Source organism: Pseudomonas sp. Leaf48, assembly GCF_001421885.1.
Classification (GTDB): Bacteria; Pseudomonadota; Gammaproteobacteria; order Pseudomonadales; family Pseudomonadaceae; genus Aquipseudomonas.
The window spans coordinates 1-19,601 of the sequence record NZ_LMLH01000030.1; the positions used below are offsets into that span (position 1 = coordinate 1).

The 19,601-nt window shown below is 61.6% G+C and carries 13 protein-coding genes; 6 read left to right on the forward strand and 7 right to left on the reverse strand.

Going from position 1 to position 19,601, the window contains the following annotated elements; translation table 11 throughout:
- Positions 1-159: 159 nt before the first annotated feature.
- Positions 160-2,994 carry an excinuclease ABC subunit UvrA gene (gene uvrA, locus ASE98_RS20715; RefSeq protein WP_060543196.1) on the reverse strand — a complete coding sequence of 945 codons (2,835 nt, stop codon included), beginning with the start codon at positions 2,992-2,994 and terminating at the stop codon, positions 160-162.
- Positions 2,995-3,185: 191 nt separating this feature from the next.
- Here uvrA and ASE98_RS20720 point away from each other — a divergent pair, with 191 nt between their 5' ends.
- Both ASE98_RS20720 and ASE98_RS20725 read left to right on the forward strand, forming a co-directional pair.
- Positions 3,186-4,583 (forward strand): MFS transporter, encoded by a 1,398-nt coding sequence (locus ASE98_RS20720; RefSeq protein WP_060543197.1) that lies wholly within the window; start codon positions 3,186-3,188, stop codon positions 4,581-4,583.
- A 9-nt stretch (positions 4,584-4,592) separates the two neighbouring features.
- Positions 4,593-5,108 carry a single-stranded DNA-binding protein gene (locus ASE98_RS20725; RefSeq protein ID WP_007970128.1) on the forward strand — a complete coding sequence of 172 codons (516 nt, stop codon included), beginning with the start codon at positions 4,593-4,595 and terminating at the stop codon, positions 5,106-5,108.
- Positions 5,109-5,214: 106 nt separating this feature from the next.
- On the opposite strand, the gene ASE98_RS20730 is transcribed toward ASE98_RS20725, so the two are convergent.
- Positions 5,215-5,763, reverse strand: a complete 549-nt coding sequence (locus tag ASE98_RS20730) for a cysteine hydrolase family protein (RefSeq protein WP_060543198.1) — start codon at positions 5,761-5,763, stop codon at positions 5,215-5,217.
- A gap of 102 nt (positions 5,764-5,865) precedes the next feature.
- On the opposite strand from ASE98_RS20730, the gene ASE98_RS20735 reads away from it, so the two are divergent.
- The 3 genes from ASE98_RS20735 to ASE98_RS20745 all read left to right on the forward strand — a co-directional run bounded on the left by ASE98_RS20735 (position 5,866) and on the right by ASE98_RS20745 (position 9,003).
- The gene (locus ASE98_RS20735; RefSeq protein ID WP_060543199.1) at positions 5,866-6,858 is read left to right on the forward strand and encodes a GlxA family transcriptional regulator; all 993 of its coding nucleotides are present in this window, start codon (positions 5,866-5,868) and stop codon (positions 6,856-6,858) included.
- 287 nt (positions 6,859-7,145) lie between these two features.
- Positions 7,146-8,255: a DUF3182 family protein gene (locus ASE98_RS20740; protein ID WP_060543200.1), complete on the forward strand. Its 1,110-nt coding sequence runs from the start codon at positions 7,146-7,148 to the stop codon at positions 8,253-8,255.
- Positions 8,245-9,003: an alpha/beta hydrolase family protein gene (locus ASE98_RS20745; RefSeq protein ID WP_060543201.1), complete on the forward strand. Its 759-nt coding sequence runs from the start codon at positions 8,245-8,247 to the stop codon at positions 9,001-9,003. The genes ASE98_RS20740 and ASE98_RS20745 overlap by 11 nt, the downstream gene beginning before the upstream one ends.
- Positions 9,004-9,149: 146 nt before the next feature.
- Here ASE98_RS20745 and ASE98_RS20750 read toward each other — a convergent pair whose 3' ends face one another.
- The 4 genes from ASE98_RS20750 to ASE98_RS27330 are packed head-to-tail and all read right to left on the reverse strand — an operon-like array spanning position 9,150 to position 12,533.
- Positions 9,150-10,136 carry a lysylphosphatidylglycerol synthase domain-containing protein gene (locus ASE98_RS20750; protein ID WP_060543202.1) on the reverse strand — a complete coding sequence of 329 codons (987 nt, stop codon included), beginning with the start codon at positions 10,134-10,136 and terminating at the stop codon, positions 9,150-9,152.
- Positions 10,133-11,416 (reverse strand): cardiolipin synthase ClsB, encoded by a 1,284-nt coding sequence (clsB, locus tag ASE98_RS20755; protein WP_060543203.1) that lies wholly within the window; start codon positions 11,414-11,416, stop codon positions 10,133-10,135. The genes ASE98_RS20750 and clsB overlap by 4 nt, the downstream gene beginning before the upstream one ends.
- On the reverse strand, positions 11,413-12,210 hold the full coding sequence (locus ASE98_RS20760; RefSeq protein WP_060543204.1) for an endonuclease/exonuclease/phosphatase family protein: 798 nt from the start codon (positions 12,208-12,210) through the stop codon (positions 11,413-11,415). Before ASE98_RS20760 ends, clsB begins: the two co-directional genes overlap by 4 nt.
- Positions 12,207-12,533: a hypothetical protein gene (locus tag ASE98_RS27330; RefSeq protein ID WP_082457601.1), complete on the reverse strand. Its 327-nt coding sequence runs from the start codon at positions 12,531-12,533 to the stop codon at positions 12,207-12,209. Before ASE98_RS27330 ends, ASE98_RS20760 begins: the two co-directional genes overlap by 4 nt.
- 434 nt (positions 12,534-12,967) lie before the next feature.
- On the opposite strand from ASE98_RS27330, the gene ASE98_RS20770 reads away from it, so the two are divergent.
- Positions 12,968-15,094: a mechanosensitive ion channel family protein gene (locus tag ASE98_RS20770; protein ID WP_060543205.1), complete on the forward strand. Its 2,127-nt coding sequence runs from the start codon at positions 12,968-12,970 to the stop codon at positions 15,092-15,094.
- A gap of 19 nt (positions 15,095-15,113) precedes the next feature.
- Here the strand turns inward: ASE98_RS20770 and ASE98_RS20775 are convergent, their stop codons facing one another.
- Positions 15,114-19,430: a DEAD/DEAH box helicase gene (locus ASE98_RS20775; protein ID WP_060543206.1), complete on the reverse strand. Its 4,317-nt coding sequence runs from the start codon at positions 19,428-19,430 to the stop codon at positions 15,114-15,116.
- Positions 19,431-19,601: the final 171 nt, after the last annotated feature.

The following is a 19,601-nucleotide window of genomic DNA, read 5'->3' on the forward strand; positions in this document are numbered from 1 at the left end:
AAGCCAGCGTGTAATCGCGCTGACTGCGCCTTTTCCCCGAATCCATTGCTCCCTCCTGAAAATAGGTCAGAAGGTGTAAACCTTATTCAGGACGGGACACAGGAACAAAAAAAGCCCCTGTCACTGACGAAGTGACAGGGGCTTTTTCATGCCCGGCGATCAGGCGCGATCGCGTTCCAGCAGCGGCTTGAGGTAGTAGCCGGTGTGGGATTGCTTCATTTCGGCGACTTCCTCAGGCGTACCGACGGCAATGATCTGCCCGCCCTTGGAGCCACCCTCAGGACCCAGGTCCACCAGCCAGTCGGCCGTCTTGATCACGTCCAGGTTGTGTTCGATCACCACCACGGTGTTGCCGTGGTCGCGCAGGCGATGCAACACGTCGAGCAGTTGTTGTATGTCCGCGAAGTGCAGGCCGGTGGTCGGCTCATCGAGGATGTACAGGGTCTTGCCGGTATCACGCTTGGACAACTCGCGGGAAAGCTTCACCCGCTGGGCTTCACCACCGGACAAGGTGGTCGCCGATTGCCCCAGCTTGATGTACGACAGGCCGACGTCCATCAGCGTCTGCAGCTTACGCGCCAGGGCCGGCACCGCATCAAAGAACACCCGCGCTTCCTCGATGGTCATCTCGAGGGTCTCGTGGATGCTCTTGCCCTTGTACTTGATCTCGAGGGTTTCGCGGTTGTAGCGCTTGCTCTTGCACACATCGCAGGGGACGTAGATGTCCGGAAGGAAGTGCATTTCCACCTTGATCAGGCCGTCACCCTGGCAGGCCTCACAGCGTCCGCCCTTGACGTTGAAGGAGAAACGCCCTGGTCCGTAGCCCCGAGAGCGGGATTCCGGCACGCCGGCGAACAGCTCGCGGATCGGCGTGAACAGCCCGGTATAGGTCGCCGGGTTGGAACGCGGTGTACGGCCGATAGGGCTCTGGTCGATGTCGACGACCTTGTCCAGGTGCTCCAAGCCTTTGATGCTGTCGTGAGCCGCTGCCTCAAGTGTCGTGGCTCCGTTAAGGGCCGTGGCGCTCAAGGGGAAAAGCGTGTTGTTGATCAGGGTCGACTTGCCCGAACCGGACACACCGGTCACGCAGGTCAGCAGGCCGATCGGAATTTCCAGGTCGACGTTGCGCAAGTTGTTGCCGCGAGCGCCCTTGAGTGACAGCAACAGCTTTTTGTTACGCGGCGTGCGTTTGGCCGGTACTTCAATTTTCACCCGCCCCGACAGGTACTTGCCGGTCAGCGAATCCGGGTGGGCCATGACCTCGGCCGGCGTACCTTCGGCGACGATATGTCCGCCATGAACCCCGGCACCCGGGCCGATATCCACCACGTAGTCGGCCAGGCGAATCGCGTCTTCGTCGTGCTCGACCACGATCACCGTGTTGCCGATATCCCGCAGGTGCTTGAGGGTGCCGAGCAGGCGATCGTTATCGCGCTGGTGCAGGCCGATCGAGGGCTCATCGAGGATGTACAGGACCCCCACCAGGCCGGCGCCGATCTGGCTGGCCAGGCGAATACGCTGCGCCTCTCCGCCGGACAGGGTGTCGGCACTGCGGTCCAGCGACAGATAATCGAGGCCGACGTTGACCAGGAACTGCAGGCGCTCACGGATTTCCTTGAGGATCTTGTCGGCAATTTCGCCGCGCCGGCCGGTGAGCTTGAGCCCGCCGAAGTAGTCGCAGGCATCACCGATCGGCAGGTTTGTCACTGCCGGCAAGGTTTTTTCACCCACCCACACGTGCCGCGCTTCACGCCGCAAGCGGGTGCCACGGCAGTCCGGGCATGACTGGGTGCTGAGGAATTTGGCCAGCTCTTCGCGAACCGAGGCGGACTCGGTCTCGCGGTAGCGTCGTTCCAGGTTCGGCACGATGCCTTCGAACGGGTGTGAGCGCTTGACGATGTCGCCACGGTCGTTCAGGTATTTGAAGTCGACGTTCTGCGAGCCGCTGCCATGCAGGATGAATTTCTGCTGATCGGCGGGCAGCTCGTTGAAAGGAACTTCCAGGCTGAATTTGTAGTGTGAGGCCAGCGAGCCGAGCATCTGGAAATAGTAAACGTTGCGCCGGTCCCAGCCACGAATCGCACCTTCGGCGAGAGTCAGTTCGCCGTTGACCAGGCGCTTGATGTCGAAAAACTGTTTCACACCCAGGCCATCGCAGGTCGGGCAGGCGCCGGCCGGGTTGTTGAAGGAAAACAGCTTGGGTTCCAGCTCGCTGATGGCGTGGCCGCAGATCGGGCAGGCGAAACGCGCCGAGAAGATCATCTCTTCACCCGGCTCGTCGTCCATCGGCGCCACCAGAGCGATGCCGTCCGCCAGCTTCAAGGCAGTTTCGAACGACTCGGCAAGGCGCTGCTGCATATCGGCGCGGACCTTGAAACGGTCGACCACGACATCGATTGTGTGCTTCTTCTGCTTGTCGAGTTTGGGCGCTTCGTCCAGCTCATAGAGCTTGCCGTTGATCCGGGCGCGTACGAAGCCCTGGGCACGCAGCTCTTCGAAGACCGATAGATGCTCGCCTTTCCGCTCGCGGATCACTGGCGCCAGCAGCATAAGCTTGCTGCCCTCGGGCTCGGCAAGGACCAGGTCGACCATCTGGCTGACGGTTTGCGCTTCCAGCGGGATATCGTGATCCGGGCAGCGCGGGATACCGACGCGGGCATACAACAGCCGCAGGTAGTCGTAGATTTCGGTGATGGTGCCGACCGTCGAGCGCGGGTTGTGCGAGGTCGATTTCTGTTCGATGGAAATCGCTGGCGACAGGCCTTCGATCGTGTCGACGTCGGGTTTTTCCATCATCGACAGGAACTGGCGGGCGTAGGCCGACAGCGATTCGACGTAGCGGCGCTGACCTTCGGCGTACAGGGTGTCGAACGCCAGGGACGACTTGCCGGAGCCGGACAGGCCGGTGATGACGATCAGCTTGTCCCGGGGCAGGGTCAGGTCGATGTTCTTCAGGTTGTGGGTTCGAGCCCCACGAATCAGGATCTTGTCCAAGGTGGCCTCGCTCGGCGGGCGTCGAAAACGTAAGAGTATACGGCCAAATACTGGATGGATGCACACTATCAAATCAGGGATATGCCGGCTTACATGAAGAGTCTGTCAGCAATGCGCGGCAAAGCGTCGCGATATATCCTGTCAATCGATGGGACTGGTAGAATCGCCGCCGGTTCACATGAGGTTTTTCCATGCACGATCCCCACAGCGAACGCATGAGTGGTAGCGAGAACCGCGCAGCAAGCGGTCTGGCCCTGGTGTTCGCCTTCCGTATGCTGGGCATGTTCATGGTGTTGCCGGTACTGGCGACCTATGGCATGGACCTGGCGGGAGCGACGCCTGCCCTGATCGGGCTGGCGATTGGCGCTTATGGCCTGACCCAGGCGCTTTTCCAGATCCCGTTCGGCTTCATTTCCGACCGTATCGGTCGACGCCCGGTGATCTACCTGGGGCTGATCATCTTTGCCCTCGGCAGCGTGCTGGCGGCCAACGCCGATTCGATCTGGGGCGTGATCGCCGGACGCATCCTGCAAGGCGCCGGGGCGATTTCCGCCGCGGTCATGGCCTTGCTCTCAGACCTGACCCGCGAGCAGCACCGGACCAAGGCCATGGCCATGATCGGCATGACGATTGGTCTTTCGTTCGCCGTTGCGATGGTGGTCGGCCCGCTGGTGACCCATGCCTTCGGCCTGTCCGGGCTGTTCCTCGCCACGGGCGGCATGGCGCTACTGGGCATCCTGATCGTGATGTTCATGGTGCCGCGCTCCACCGGGCCGTTACAGCATCGTGAGTCCGGTGTCGCCCGTCAGGCGCTGATCCCGACGCTCAAGCATCCGGATCTGCTGCGCCTGGACCTGGGCATTTTTGTGTTGCACGCCATGTTGATGTCGAGCTTCGTCGCCTTGCCGCTGGCCCTGGTCGAAAAAGCCGGCCTGCCCAAGGAGCAGCACTGGTGGGTCTACCTCACTGCGCTGCTGATTTCGTTCTTCGCCATGATCCCGTTCATTATCTACGGCGAGAAGCGACGCAAAATGAAACGAGTATTACTCGGCGCCGTCGTGACGTTGATGCTCACTGAGCTATTCTTCTGGCAGTTCGGCGATAGCTTGCGGGCTCTGGTAGTCGGGACGGTGGTATTTTTCACCGCGTTCAATCTGCTGGAAGCTTCATTGCCATCGCTGATCAGCAAGGTTTCACCGGCGGGCGGTAAGGGCACGGCGATGGGGGTTTATTCCACCAGCCAGTTCCTCGGCTCGGCACTGGGTGGCATTCTCGGCGGCTGGATGTACCAGCATGGCGGTCTGTCGGTTGTGTTCCTCGGATGCGCCGGTCTGGCTGCCATCTGGCTGGTCTTTGCTGTTACCATGCGCGAACCTCCCTACGTCACAAGCCTGCGCTTGCCGTTATCGCCTGAGGCGATCCGTGAAGCGGGTCTGGTCGAGCGCCTGAAGGCGGTCGTAGGGGTAACAGATGCAGTGATCGTCGCAGACGAAGCGGCCATTTACATCAAATTGGACACCGAACTATTGGATCGCACCACCCTTGAAAGCCTGGTGAACAACCCGGCCGGGGCAGCGTGCGTAGCCTAGGAGAACGTTATGGCCCGTGGGGTTAACAAAGTCATATTGGTCGGCACTTGCGGCCAGGATCCCGAAGTTCGCTACCTGCCTAACGGTAATGCCGTGACCAACCTGAGTCTGGCGACCAGCGAGCAGTGGACCGACAAGCAAACCGGCCAGAAAGTCGAAAAGACCGAATGGCACCGTGTGTCGATGTTCGGCAAGGTTGCAGAGATCGCCGGCGAATACCTGCGTAAAGGTTCGCAGGTGTACATCGAAGGCAAACTGCAGACCCGTGAGTGGGAAAAAGACGGTATCAAGCGTTACACCACCGAAATCGTGGTCGACATGCAGGGCACCATGCAACTGTTGGGCGGCCGTCCACAGGGCGACCAGCAAGGCCAGGGTGGCGGTAACAACTACCAGCAATCCGCTCCGCGCCAGCAGGCTCCACGTCCTGCGCCGCAACAGCAGCCACAGCGTCCAGCCCCTCAACAGGCTGCTCCGCAACCGGCTCCGGATTTCGACAGCTTTGATGACGATATTCCGTTCTAAAGCAGCCGTTAGCCTCCAGCTACAAGTGGCAAGCTGAAATACCAAACCCGCACTTCGGTCAGAAGTGCGGGTTTTTTGTTTGTGGCGAAACTGTGTGAGATGAAACTCAGGCCGCGAGGAATTCGTCGGTGGACACTACGCTGGCGTAAGCAAAAGCCAGGGCTGCCATGAACGCCGCGTGCACGTGCGCTGCTGGAGCCGTCACGCCATTGAATTCCAGGTCACGGGTCGCACAGGCATCGTGAATCACCGTCACCGTGTAGCCAAAGTCCGCCGCGGCACGGGTGATGCCATCGACGCACATGTGGCTCATGCTGCCGACCACCACCAACTCCGTGATGCCTTGTTCGTCGAGGATCGATTTCAGCTCGGTTTCGCGGAACGAGTTGACGAAGTGCTTGAGCACCACCGGTTCGTCGGCGCGGTTGAGGACTTTGGGGTGCAGCTTCGCGCCTTCAGAGTTCGGAGTGAAAAACGGCGCCTCTTCGGAGGTGAATTCATGGCGGATATGCACCACCGCATCGCCAGCGTCGCGGAAGGCCTTGAGCAGTCGTACGGCGTTGTCTGCGGCGGCGTCGGCACCGACCAGCGGCCACTTGCCTTGGGGGAAGTAGTCGTTCTGGATATCGACTACGATGAGCGCTTGCTTGGCCATGACTGTTTCCTCGAAGTGTGTGTTTGGTGTGGAATGAAGTATTGGCTCCGGCAGGCCATTGCGGGATTGGCCGCACCGACAATAAGAGGGGGAAAACTGACAATGGACGCACAAAGGGCAATCGCCGAACTGGCTGTGCTGATCTACCCCGGTGCGCAGATGGCGGCGGTGCATGGCTTGACGGACTTGTTCGGCGTGGCCAACCGCATTGCTGCCGAGCATCAGGCCGCGCAGTTGCCGTTGTTGCGAGTCAGCCATTGGCAGGTCGAGGCTGAGCAGGCGCCGGTGCGAGTCTATGACAGCCTGCCCGGCCCGGACCGCAACCTGGTAGCGGTGCTGATTCCGCCCTCTATCGCCGGATTTTCCGAAGGCCAGGCGCCCCAGGGATTGATCCGCTGGTTACGCCAGCAACATGCCAGCGGTGCAACCCTGGGCGGGGTGTGCGTCGGCTCGATTCTGTTGGCCGAAAGCGGACTGCTCGATGGTCGCAGCGCCACCACCCACTGGACCTCGGCAAAAGCCTTCGCCGAGCGTTACCCGGCGATCAAGCTCAAGGCCGATACGCCGATTGTCGACGATGGCGACCTGATTACCACCGCCGGGCTGATGGCCTGGTCCGAGTTGGGCTTACGGCTGGTCGATCGCCTGCTTGGGCCGAGTATTGCCACCGCTACCGCGCGTTTCCTGGTGGTGGAGCACAGCGACAGTGCCAGCGAGTGCGGCAGTAACTTTGCGCCGATTCTCAGCCATGGCGACGCCTCGATCCTCAAGGTGCAACACTGGCTGCAAAGCAATGGGGCGACCGATGTTTCGCTGACGGCGATGGCCGACCGGGCGGGGCTGGAGGAGCGCACTTTCCTGCGGCGGTTCCGTGCGGCCACCGGGCTCAAGCCCACCGAATACTGCCAGCACCTGCGCGTTGGCAAGGCGCGGGAAATGCTTGAATTCACCAACGGCACCATCGACCACATTGCCTGGACCGTTGGCTATCAGGACCCCGGGGCGTTTCGCTCGACATTCAAGAAGATTACCGGGCTGGCGCCGAGTGATTACCGGACGCGGTTCGGGGTGACGCCGAGTGCTGCAACGCGCTGATCATTACACCGCAAAACCTGTGAGCGAGCGTGGCCGGCACACCCAACATCAGTGGCGACTGACACGCCGCCATCGCCGGCAGGCCAGCTCCCACAGGGGGGCTATGCCCTGTTTGGATCGTGCAAAATGCCAGAGCCTCAAGTCCTGTCGTGCAGAATAAGACAGGCAACATGCCATCACCAGTGACGCAACTGTCTGATTTGCCAACTGTTGTTTTACCCAGCGCCTTGGCCTGATCTCTGCACCCCTCCATCTACATCCATCAAGCGCCAATTGAAGGGGGATGCATGACCCCAGCGAACCGCAAAAAATTGGTAGTTGCCCATTCGGTGCTGCCCGATGCGCCGCTACACGAAGTCGAAACCAATCGCGCTTTGGCGCGCTGGCTGGCGCAGGTACTAGGGCTCAAGTACGGCGGTAGTTACGACATGGAGCAGCACAGCGGGCGGGATCTTTACCTGTTGCCGACCCAGACTCTGGTCGGCGCCGCTGCGGCACGGGAGCTGGGAGTCAAGGGGCCGCAGGATCTGTGGGGCGGCTATGTCGACCACGACTTCATCTGCACCAAAGCCATCAGCCACGGTTTACTCAATCGCCACGCGCATGCACCGCAGGGGTGGGAGCCACAGTTTTCCGCGCGGGTGCGCAGCGTAGTGCTCGATGGTCTCAGCGTGTTTGCCTTCGACGATGCACGGCCGGCGGCAGAGCATCTGCTGTACACCGGCCCCATTCGCCTCAAGCCGATACATGCCTGCGCCGGGCGAGGTCAAGAAGTGATCAGGAGCCTGGAGGAGTTCGATGCCGTTCTCGCCCGGCCCGAGGCCAAAGCCCTGTTCAGTGAAGGTGTGGTGCTGGAACAGGACCTTCAGGAGGTCATCACCCACAGCGTCGGCCAGAGTTTCGTCGGCGAAAAGGTGCTCAGTTACTGTGGTGAGCAATACTTGACCGAAGACGGTAATGGCGAGCCGGTGTATGGCGGTTCCGACCTGCTGGTGGTGCAGGGGACTTACGACGATCTGCTCAAGCTTGAATTACCGGAAGACGTGCGTCTGGCGATCCGCCAGGCTCAGGTGTTCGACAGTGCAGCGGATGAAGCTTATACGGGTTTCTACGCTTCGCGGCGCAACTACGATATCGCCCAGGGCCTGGACAACAGCGGCAAGCAGCGCAGTGGCGTGCTCGAACAGTCCTGGCGGCTGGGCGGCGCGAGCAGTGCCGAACTGGCGGCCTTGCAGAGCTTCGTCAACGACCCGGGAATGCGCGCGATTCGTGTGTCCTCAGTCGAGACCTATATCGATCAACCGTTGCCGGCAAACGCTATCGAGGTGTATCGCGGTCCGGCAGAGAGCAGTGATTTTCTCCTCAAGTACGTAACGGTTAAATCCTATGACGGCTAGAAGCGAACCCATACAGATCGACATCGACAATGAACAAATGAGCGGGACGTTTCTCAGTCCCAAATCGAAAGTCCCCGGCGTGCTCTTTGTGCATGGCTGGGGCGGCAGTCAGGAGCGCGACCTGGAGCGGGCCAAAGGCATTGCCGGGCTGGGCTGCGTGTGCCTGACGTTCGACCTGCGTGGGCATACCGGCGGCAGCGGTATTCCGCTATCCAGGGTCACCCGTGAAGACAACCTGCGGGACTTGCTGGCAGCCTACGATCGCCTGTTGGCGCATCCGGCGCTGGACACCTCGGCGATTGCCGTGGTCGGCACCAGTTACGGTGGTTATCTGGCCGCGATCCTCACATCGCTCAGACCGGTGCGTTGGCTGGCGCTGCGGGTGCCGGCGTTGTACCGCGACGATAAATGGCATACGCCCAAGCGTGATCTGGACAAGCTGGATCTGCGCGACTACCGCAGCACCCTCGTGCGCGCTGACAGCAATCGTGCGTTGCATGCCTGCGCGGAATTTACCGGGGATGTGCTGTTGGTGGAGTCCGAGACTGACGACTATGTGCCCCATGCGACGATCATGAGTTATCGCGCGGCGTGCCAGCAGACCCACTCGCTGACCCATCGCATCATTGATGGCGCCGACCACTCGCTGAGCGACCCGGTTTCGCAACAGGCCTACACCTCGATACTGGTGGACTGGATTACCGAGATGGTGGTGGGGGAACGGTTGAGCATTATTCAGTCCCATTGAATGGGGGTAAACCTTCGGACGCCTTCGCGAGCAAGCACGCTCCCACAGTGATCCCGGTCGCCACAGTTTCATGTACACCCATTAACCCTGTGGGAGCGGGCTTGCCCGCGAAGGGGCCATCAAGAACACCCCAAGAACACCCCGAATCACCCAGGTTTCTTCTCGATCCGCAACGCCTTGGCCTTGGCTTCCACCACCAGATACATCACCAAAGTGATCAACAACGGCAAGATGAAATAAATCGCCCGGTACGCCAGTAACCCCGCCACCAGGCTGCCCCGGGAAGCCTGGTGCTGCAGCAGCGCAACGAACACCGCCTCCAGCACCCCGAGCCCGGCCGGTATATGAGTGATGACGCCGGCGATGGCGCTGATCAACAGCACCCCCAGTACCAGTGGATAATCCAGCTTGCTCGGCAGCAGGGTGAAAATCACCGCGGCCATCAGCGACCAGTTGAGGGCCCCCAGACCCAGTTGCAACACCGCCATGCGCAGGGACGGCAGGTCGATTTCGATCCCGCGGATTGCCCACTCCCGGCGCTTGGCAAAGCGGCAGGCCGCCAGATACCCGGCACTCACCAACAGCAGCAGCGCACCCACGCCCTGCAGCGCACCGGTGCTGAGTTTCCAGCCAGGAGGCATGTGTACCAGGCCGCTACTGAATACCACCCCGGCAATGGTCATGTAACCGAACCAGTTGGTCGCCAGGCTCAGACCGAGGATCTTGGCGATGTTGCTCTTGCTGACCCCCAGCCGTGAATACAGTCGATAGCGCATGGCAATGCCGCCGACCCAGGCACTCAAGTTCAGATTGAACGCATAGCTGATGACACCTACAGGCAGGATCTGCTTCCAGGTCAGGTCCTGACGGATGTAGGTGCGGCCGATCAGATCGAAGCAGGCGTACACCAGGAAACTCACCAGCGTCAGTCCCGACGCGATGATCAAGGTGCGCACCTTGAAATCGGCCAGTGTGTCGAACACTTCGTTCCATTCGATGCGCTGGGCGAGCATGGTGAACAGCACGATCAGCAACAGGAAAAACAACATCGTCAGCGGCCGCTTCCAGCGACTCCAGCGGGACTTGCCCGGTGTCTTGGTCTGGCTCGCCGAGTGGGTGTCGGCGCGGTTCATTGATGTGCGCTCCCATCGGGGCGTGGAACAGGTTTGAGGCGCGGTTTATGCGCCGGCAGCCAGCCGGCCCAGGCCGGAAAGTGGCGCAGGCAGTGGAACACCAGAAAGCCTACGGTCATGTGCCATACCCGCCCACGCGGTGCGATCTCGGGTGACATTATTTTGCAGTGGTGATCGCTGAGGTCTTCGAGTCGCTCGAATAACAGCCGATTGAAGCTGCGGTCCCGGATCAGCACGTTGGCTTCCAGGTTCATCGACAAACTCAACGGGTCCAGATTGCTTGAGCCAACGGTGCTCCAGTCTTCGTCTACCAACGCAACCTTGCCGTGTAGCGGACGGTCGCAGTACTCGTAGATTTTCACCCCGGACTTGAGCAAGTAGTCGTAGGTCATGCGCGCCGCGAGTTTGGCCACCAGCATGTCCGGCTGGCCCTGCAGGATCAGCCGCACATCGACGCCACGGCGTGCGGCGTTGCGGATCTCGCGCAACAGCCGGTAACCCGGAAAAAAATAGGCGTTGGCAATCACCACGCGCCGTTGCGCCAGCCGCAGTACCTGGCGGTAGACCTCTTCGATATCGGTGGGGTGTTCGCCGTTGTCGCGAAACACCAGCCGTACCTGTCCATCATGCTCAGTGAAGGCCAGTTCCGAGCGCCGCTGCCTGCGCCGTTGCCACCAGTATTTGGCCCGCACCGGACGACCGCATTGCAGCAGGGCAAAGTGATGAATGTCGGCCACTGCCGGGCCTTGCACTTCAACGGAATAATCCTGCTTGGCCTCGGGACCGAAATCGGCCAGATGGTCGGCGGAAAAGTTGATTCCGCCGATGAACGCGATGGTGCCGTCCACCACTACGATCTTGCGGTGCAGGCGGCGGAACCAATTGGTGCGGATGCCCAGACGTTTCGGAGCCGGGTCGAACATCTGCAAATGCACGCCAGCCGCGCTCAGGGCTGAGAGAAAGCCACTACTGAGTTCGCCGCAGCCAAAGCCATCGAGGCTGACCGTGGTGCGTACGCCCCGTTGCGCGGCTTCGATCAGGATCTGCTGCAGTTCGTTGCCGACCTTGTCCTCGAACACAATGAAGGTTTCCAGAAGGATTTCATTCTGGGCCTGACGCAGCGCTTCGAACACCCGGGGAAAATACTCTTCGCCGTTTTCCAGCAGTTCAACCCGGTTACTGCCTTGCCAGCCGTACTCGACATCGACTGCTGTCGGCATTTGCAGCGGCGGCGCAGGGATGTGCTGCATCGTGGTTTTTTCCATTGGCTGGCTGCTCATAGCTCAATCTCCACCGAGAGCGGAACGTGATCGGAAAGATGTGACCATGGCCGGGTGGTCAGCACTTGCGGGCGGCTGGCCTTGAGGTTGCGTACGTAGATGCGATCCAGACGTAATGTCGGCATTCGTGCGGGAAAGCTGCGCGCCGGTTTGCCATGGTGTTCGGCAAAGACTTCGCGCAATCCGCAGGGTTTGAGCAGCGCATCGGCGCGCTGGCGCCAGTCATTGAAGTCACCGGCGACGATTACTGGCGTCTGGTCGTGCAAAGCATCCAGGCGTTGCGCCAGCAACTTGAGCTGGGCGTTACGATGGGTTTCGCGCAGCCCCAGATGCACGCAAATGGCATGCACTTCCCGGCCATTCCCGGGCAGGCGCAATACGCAATGCAGCAGTCCGCGGTTCTCGTGGCCACTGATGGAAACGTCGAGGTTGTCGTGGCGAATAATCTGGAATTTCGACAACAGCGCGTTGCCGTGATCGCCCGCCGGATAAACCGCGTTACGTCCATAGGCGAATTGCGGCCAGAGGGTGTCGGCGAGGAATTCATACTGCGGGATCGCCGGCCAATTGTCATAGCGCTTGGGGTGGTGTTCGTGGGTGCCGTGGACTTCCTGCAAAAACACCACGTCGGCAGCCACACCACGCACCGCTTCACGCAACTCCGGGAGGATGAAGCGGCGGTTGAGCGCGGTGAAGCCTTTGTGGGTATTGACCGTCAGTACTGTGAATCGGCGGACCTCGGAGTTGCTCGGAGGCTGAGTGTCAGTCATGCCGACAGGTTCGGGAATACTCATGACAACACGCCCTCAAAGTTTTCGTGGCAGATTTCCACGGCATGAAACATGGGCGTGCACGCTTGCAGTGTGGTGTGGTCGTTTACCTTGGCTTCGTGCTGGCGGGCGAGGGCGGCGGCCGGATCGGCACCCCTGGGGAGTGGCTCGAAACAACGATCATTTTGTTCAGTATTGAATATAAAATCGCGCGCAAACGGCCAAAGGCTGATGCCCGCCCGCGAGGCGAATAGCAATTCGCGCTTGTGGGTCAAACCCTTCGGGTAGTAGTCGCCCCGCCAAGGCATATAGCGCCAACCTGAAATACCCATATGAATTGCCGTCATGCCGCCTCCGGTGGGACTGGCCCTGTTTTTGAAGGACTGTCGGGTGGTGGCGAAAGTTTCGATGGTGCTACGGACGGTACTGCTCCAACGGTAGGAACAAGGTTTGTGGCGAGGGGGCTTGGCGGAACACAGCATCGCCCCGTTGGACTGCGCAGCCGTCCCCAATATCTGGATACTCTGTGGTCAGTTAGTACCCGATTTTTTGGATATGGGAGGGGCGTTTCGCGCCCCAACGGGGGCAAGCCCCCCCTCGCCACAAAGCCCCCTCGCCACAAGGCCCGCTGCTGCAGAGGTCATCGATGCCAGTGACGATCGCTTGCGGCCCATGCGTGGTAATGTCTGCCCCGAACGATAGGGCCGCTGTGGGCAATGTCCGAACTTGCCCGCCGTTTCCCGATCAGTTGCTTACAGTCACAGCCAAAGGAGCGGTTGCCTTGATCAAGCTCAAGACCGTGATACTACTGGGGGCGTTAGTGTTCCTGGGCAGCGAGGAGCTGGAAGCGGCAGCCATACCGGGGCTGCCGGGCGCTAGCACCGCGGCACCACAGGCACACCCTCAACCGCTGGTGCAAGGTGGGCTGCTCGGCGCCATCAGTTCAAGCATCGACGAGGTGCAGCAAAAGCTCGACCTCAACGAAAACCTGCTCGACGCCTGGCGCCTGCGCGCCGATCGCGCGGTCGACGAAGCGGATGAACTGGTCAATCAGCCCTCGGCCCGCTCGAGTTGGAGTGTCGTCAGGGACTTTATGCTGCTGACCTGCGTCTGGGTCGGCACTTTCGCCGTGCTCTGGCTACTCGGCCGGCAAGCCGCCCAACGCCTCTGCGAGCACCGCCTGCTGCTTAGCCGGGAGCGTGGCCAGGCCTTGCTCGGTTATGTATTGCCGTACACCCTTCCAGCATTGGCCAGTTTGCCGCTGACGATTTATACCAGTCAGTTTTTACCGGTTTCAGCCGGGCGGGCGCTGGCGCTCTGTCTTGCCTATGCGACCAGCGCCGGGATCTTTGCCGCATCGTTGGTGATGTCCCTGGTGGTGCTGTTCAACACCGGTCACAAGCGTCGGGCAGTGCAGATCATCCACCAGCACAGTCCTCGACCCTTGTTCGGCATCGGCTTTCTGGTGGCCCTGAGCGACGCCCTGACCAGCCCGCAGATTGCCCATCAACTGGGCAACAACCTGACCAGCAGTATCGCGGTGTTCACGGGCCTTGCGGCTTCGATTTCCTTCGGCCTGCTGGTCATCCGCATGCGTCGGCCTGTGGCCCACGTGATCCGCATTCTGCCGCTGGCCCAGCGCACCCGCCAACCGGCGCTGCGCGAAACCCTGCGGATCTTTTCCGGGCTCTGGTACTGGCCGATTCTGTTGATGGTGCTGGTCTCGATCATCAACCTGATCGGCATTGGCGATGACAACCAGCAAGTGTTGCGCAGCGCGTTGTTTACCACGGTGTTGCTGATTGCCACGGTGTTTCTCAGTACCACGCTGCATCACCTGTTCCGATCCCGTAATGAGTCAGATCCGCGTCGCAGCAGCGCCTATAAAGAACGATTTCTCAACCTTTCCCATGCCTTGCTGCGGATCGCCATGGCCATCGTGTTCATCGATATTCTGGGGCGGATCTGGGGCGTGTCGCTGTTCGAGTTTGCGGTGAGCAATGCGGTGGGTCGGGCAATCAGTGATTCGCTGAGCCACATCGGTTTGATATTCCTGGTGACCTGGATGGTCTGGGTTGTGCTCGACACGGCGATTCAGGAAGCCCTGAAGCCATCGGCCAACAAACGCTCGGCGCGCCAGCCGAGTACGCGGGTGAAAACCATCCTGCCGTTGTTGCGCAACGCGATCAAAATCATCCTGGTGGTGATCTGCGCCATCACCACCATGGCCAACCTGGGCATCAATGTCGCGCCGTTCCTCGCCGGTGCAGGGGTCATCGGCTTGGCGATCGGTTTCGGTTCCCAGCAACTGGTGCAGGATGTGATTACCGGCCTGTTCATCATCATTGAAGACACCCTGTCCATCGGCGACTGGGTGGTGCTCGACTCCGGCCACGCCGGCACCGTCGAAGGCCTGACCATCCGCACCTTGCGCCTGCGCGACGGCAAGGGCTTCGTGCATTCGGTTCCGTTCGGCCAGATCAAGGCTGTGACCAACCAATCGCGGCAGTTCGCCTACGCCTTCTTCTCGGTGCAATTCACCTACGACACCGATGTCGACAAGGCCATTGCCCTGATTCGCGAAGCCGGGCACTCCATCAGCGACGATCCCTTCCTCAAGTACAACCTGCAAGGGCCGCTGGATGTGTTCGGAGTCGACAAGATGGACCTCAACGGAGTGGTGCTGACGGCGCAGTTTCGCACGGTGTCTGGCGGCCAGTACGCGGTGAGCAGGGCGTTCAACCAGCGGTTGAAAAAGCTTGTGGATAACAGCCCCTGGGTGCATTTCGCGCAGACTTATCCACAGCAGGTGCTGGTGCCCAGGCATGCAGTGGAGTCGCCGGAGGAGCATGCGGTTGAGCCGGAGCATTCGGCGGTGTTGATGCCGGATCGGTCGCATTCCCAATAGGGTGGCGACTGCACTGGCCTCAATGCTGGATCAGCTTGCTACGCACCTCGGCACTGGCCTGCTGATCCAGCTCCAGCCAGAAATGCTGCTGGCCGGCAATCTCGGCAGCCGCCGGCAGGCCATCGCGATACACCAGCCGATTACCGGCCAGCGCCGGCACTTTCGCACCCGGCAAAAGCGTGCCGGCAAGGTTCAGCGGATCAACCCCGCACACCGCGATCAGACTGCCGTCCTTCGGTCGGCGGCGCACTTCGCGCAATAATCCAATCGCCTCTGGCAGGGCGAACTGCTCACCCGCCAAGCCGCTGACAAACCGCCCGCCACGAATCTCGCCGCGGGCCTCCAGCCGGTGGAAAGTACGCAGCAGCTCACGCCAGCTTGGCAACCAGTGCGCCTCGCGCTCCAGTAGACGCCAGAACACCACGCCATAGCGGCGCAACAGAGTCATGGCGATGTGCTCAAGCGTGTCGGAAGGCGTAGCCGCCGGACGCTGGTTATCCACAACCGACGCGGCAGTGGCGCGTCGTAACAGGGCCCAACGCCCGGCATCGTCCATGCCCCCGGAAAACGCTCCGCGCCCGCGACGAGTGCTGCGGTTCTGGCGTTTGCTGGCCGGGGTGATCAGCGCCCGCAGACCGGCGAAGCTGTCGGCGTTCACCAGGCCGGCGCCCACCAGTTCCTGCAGGGCGATTTCCAGCTCGGCACGCAGCAGGTGCGCTTCATGAACCAGCTCATCGAAAAACAGCGCGCCATGCTGGCTGAGGGCGGTGTGAACCTTCTGTGCCTTGGGTGACAGTTCGCTGGCTGGCGTCTGTTCGGTCAACCCGCTCCAAAGCCCGACCTGATTGCGAGGCAACAATACAATCGGCGTACTGCGCAGCGCCGTGCTGGCGCCCTTGTTGCTTGCGGTCAGGCGCACCCACACCAGCTTGCCGCTGCGGCACAGTTCATCCAGCCAGCTCGCCGAGTAATCCTTGATGCGCGCTGCCAGGACGTCGCTGTCCCAGGCCGAGGCAGCGGCGGGGTAGCCTTCGAATTGCGCGGCGATAGCCGGCAGCATCTTTGCGCCCTGGCCTTGGGTTGCGGTCGAGACATGCTGCCAGTCGAACAGAAAACGCATGAAGTCCTGCAATGCCACGGGCTCGATTTCCCGACGCAGACGCTTGACCGTATAACGATGAATCCGTGCCAGCAAATGCCGCTCGCACCATTGCTCCTCACTGGCGCCCGGGGTGAAGCGGCCACGCAAAACGTACCCCTCGCGTTCCAGTTGCGCCAGAGCCTGAGTGACTTGCGATGGTGCCATTGCAAGTGGCTCGGCGATGCTGTTCAGCGGTAGCGGGCCGAATGCACTGAGCCGTGCCCGAATTACTTCGAGTACAGCCTCATCCGTGCCCCAGCTTTCGTGGAACCCCGGCAGTGCCTGCAGCGGCGGCGATAAAACCGCCTGTGGATAAATCGCCTGCAGGCAAGTCAGGCGTTCCACGGCCAGCCACACGCAATGGCTGGCGTTGATTTGCAGGCGACTGGCGCGTCCACCTCCGGCCAGGGCGTTGAGCCAATCGAGCCACTGTGCATTGGCCTGGGCCTCGGCATCGGTGATGCACGCCAGGCTCATCAATGCCTCGTGCATTTCATCGACGCCATTGGGTGCGGGCCAGGCTTCTTCGCGCACGGCGGTGATGGCGTCGGCATCCAGCTTGCCAAGGTCATCGGTCGATTGCGGGTCGCTCCAGCGCCGGTTGAGCACGGCCTGTGTGCGGCGTTCCTCCAGCGGTGCATCGTCAAGAAAGGTGTAGGGGCGTGCGCTGAGAATTTCCGCTGCCAGCGGTGAAGGTGCCGGCAAGTCGCGGCTGATCAGGCGGATATCGCCGCCCTCGATACGACGTAACAACGCGAGCCAGCCTTCAGTGTCCATGGCCTCGTGCAGGCAATCGTCGAGGGTTTGTTCCACCAGCGGATGGTCAGGAATCTCCCGTTCACCCGCGAGGTTTTCCACGCAGGCGATCTGGTCGGGAAACACGCTGGCGATCAGGTCTTCGCTTTTCATCCGCTGGATCTGCGGCGGCACTTTGCGTCCGCCACTGTAACGCGGCAGGGCCAGGGCCACGCCGGCATTCCAGCGCCAGCGCACACCGAACAGCGGCGCATCGAGCACGGCCTGGATCAGGGTGTGTTCGGCGCTATTGCTGTGCAGGTAGCGCCAGACATCATCGAGTTCAAAACTGTGACTGGTGGACAGTGACAGCACGATGGCGTCTTCGCTGGCGGCGGCCTGCAATTCGAAGTTGAAGGTGCGACAGAAACGCTTGCGCAGGGCCAGGCCCCAGGCGCGGTTGATACGGCTGCCGAACGGCGTGTGGATGATCAGTTGCGTGCCGCCCGACTCGTCGAAACACCGCTCCATCAGCAGTGTGTCCTGGGAAGGCAGGGCCCCCATGGTCTGCCGCGCCGGGGCCAGGTATTCCACCATTTGTTCGGCACTGGCGAAGTTCAGGCCGAGGGTGTCGGTCAGCCAGTCGAGGGCCGGTTGCAGGTTGCCCGGCGTGGCACCGAGCAGGTCGTCGAGGTGCGCTTGCAGGCGCGCTACCGCCATCGACAGTTCGGCACTGCGCCCCGGGGCTTCACCGAGCCAGAACGGAATGGTCGGCGGCTGCCCTTGGGCATCTTCGACCCGGACCTTGCCGGTCTCCACGCGCAGGATTCGATAGGAGGTATTGCCCAGCTGGAAGACATCCCCGGCGATGCTTTCCACGGCGAAGTCTTCGTTGACGCTGCCAATGTTCAGCCCTTGGGGCTCCAGCAGCACGCTGTAGTCGGCGTTGTCCGGGATGGTGCCGCCACTGGTCACCGCCGTCAGCTTCGCGCCCCGGCGACCGCGCAGGGTGCGGCTCACGGCGTCGCGATGCAGATAAGCGCTGCGGATGCCCTGGCGACCGTTGTAGCCCTCGGCGAGCATCGGCAGCAGCGCCTGATAATGTTGGTCGTCGAGCCCGGCGTAGGGCGAGGCACGGCGCAGCATTTGCAGCAGAGCCTGTTCCTGCCATTGCTGGCAACTGACCTCGGCGATGATCTGTTGCGCCAGCACGTCCAGCGGTGCCACAGGGATCAACAAGGTGTCGAGTTCGCCCCGGCGCACGCAGTCCAGCAGTGCCGCGCATTCGATAAGGTCGTCGCGGGTCGTGGCGAACAAGCGGCCCTTGGGCGTTCCGCCGACCTGGTGACCGGAGCGGCCGACCCGCTGCAGGAATCCGGCGATAGAACGCGGCGAGGATATCTGGCAAACCAGGTCGACGTCGCCAATGTCGATCCCCAGCTCCAGCGAAGCGGTGGCAATCAGCACTTGCAGATCGCCGCGCTTGAGCCGCTGTTCTGCGTCCAGGCGAAACTCCTTGGCCAGGCTGCCGTGGTGGGCGGCCACGGCGTCCTTGCCGAGGCGTTCGCTCAGATGCCGACTCAGGCGTTCGGCCAGGCGCCGGGTGTTGACGAAAATCAGCGTGGTCCGGTGTTGCCGGGCGAGAGCGGCGAGGCGGTCGTAGACCAGATCCCAGACATCGTTGGACATCACCGCCGACAACGGCACGGGCGGTACTTCGATATCCAGATCCCGCGGGCGGGCGTGGCCGATGTCGACGATCTCACAGGGGCGGTCCTGCCCCACAAGAAACCGCGAGACGGCCTCGATGGGTTTTTGCGTGGCCGACAGGCCGATGCGCAGCAGCGGTTCGGCACACAGGGCTTGCAGGCGCTCCAGGCTCAGGGCCAGGTGACTGCCGCGTTTGCTGGCGGCCATGGCGTGGATTTCGTCGACAATCACCGTGCGCGTGGAACTCAGCATCTGCCGGCCCGAGTCGGACCCGAGCAGCACGTAAAGGGATTCGGGGGTGGTCACCAGGATATGCGGCGCATTCTTGCGCATCGCCGAGCGTTCTTTTTGCGGCGTATCGCCGGTGCGCACGGCGGTGTTGATCTGCAGGGGCGGCAAGCCCATCGCGTGCAGTTGTCCGGTAATCCCGGCCAGCGGGTCTTGCAGGTTGATCTGGATGTCGTTGGACAGCGCCTTGAGCGGCGAGACGTAGACCACCAGGGTTTCGTCGGGCAGGCCGTCGGGGCTTTCCAGGCCTCGGTGCACCAGGTCGTCGATCACCGCGAGGAAGGCGGTGAGGGTCTTGCCGGAACCGGTGGGCGCGGCAATCAGCGTCGAACGGCGCTGGCGAATCAACGGCCACGCACGGGCCTGGGCGGCGGTGACCGTCGCGAAAGTGTGACTGAACCAGGCGCTGACGGCGGGGTGGAAGCCGTTCAGGGCACTGTCTGCAGGGATGGGCAGGTTCATGGAGCCAGTTATGCGGGTGGGGGGCGCAAGATGCAAGTACCGCTTGGGATCTCCAGTGGCCGGCACGGGCACCGCAAAAGCAGGATAACTACACTTTACGGATGACGGTTGCGCACTAAACCCGCAAAATGCAACGATTCCGGCAATTGACAACGACATCGCCTGTACGCG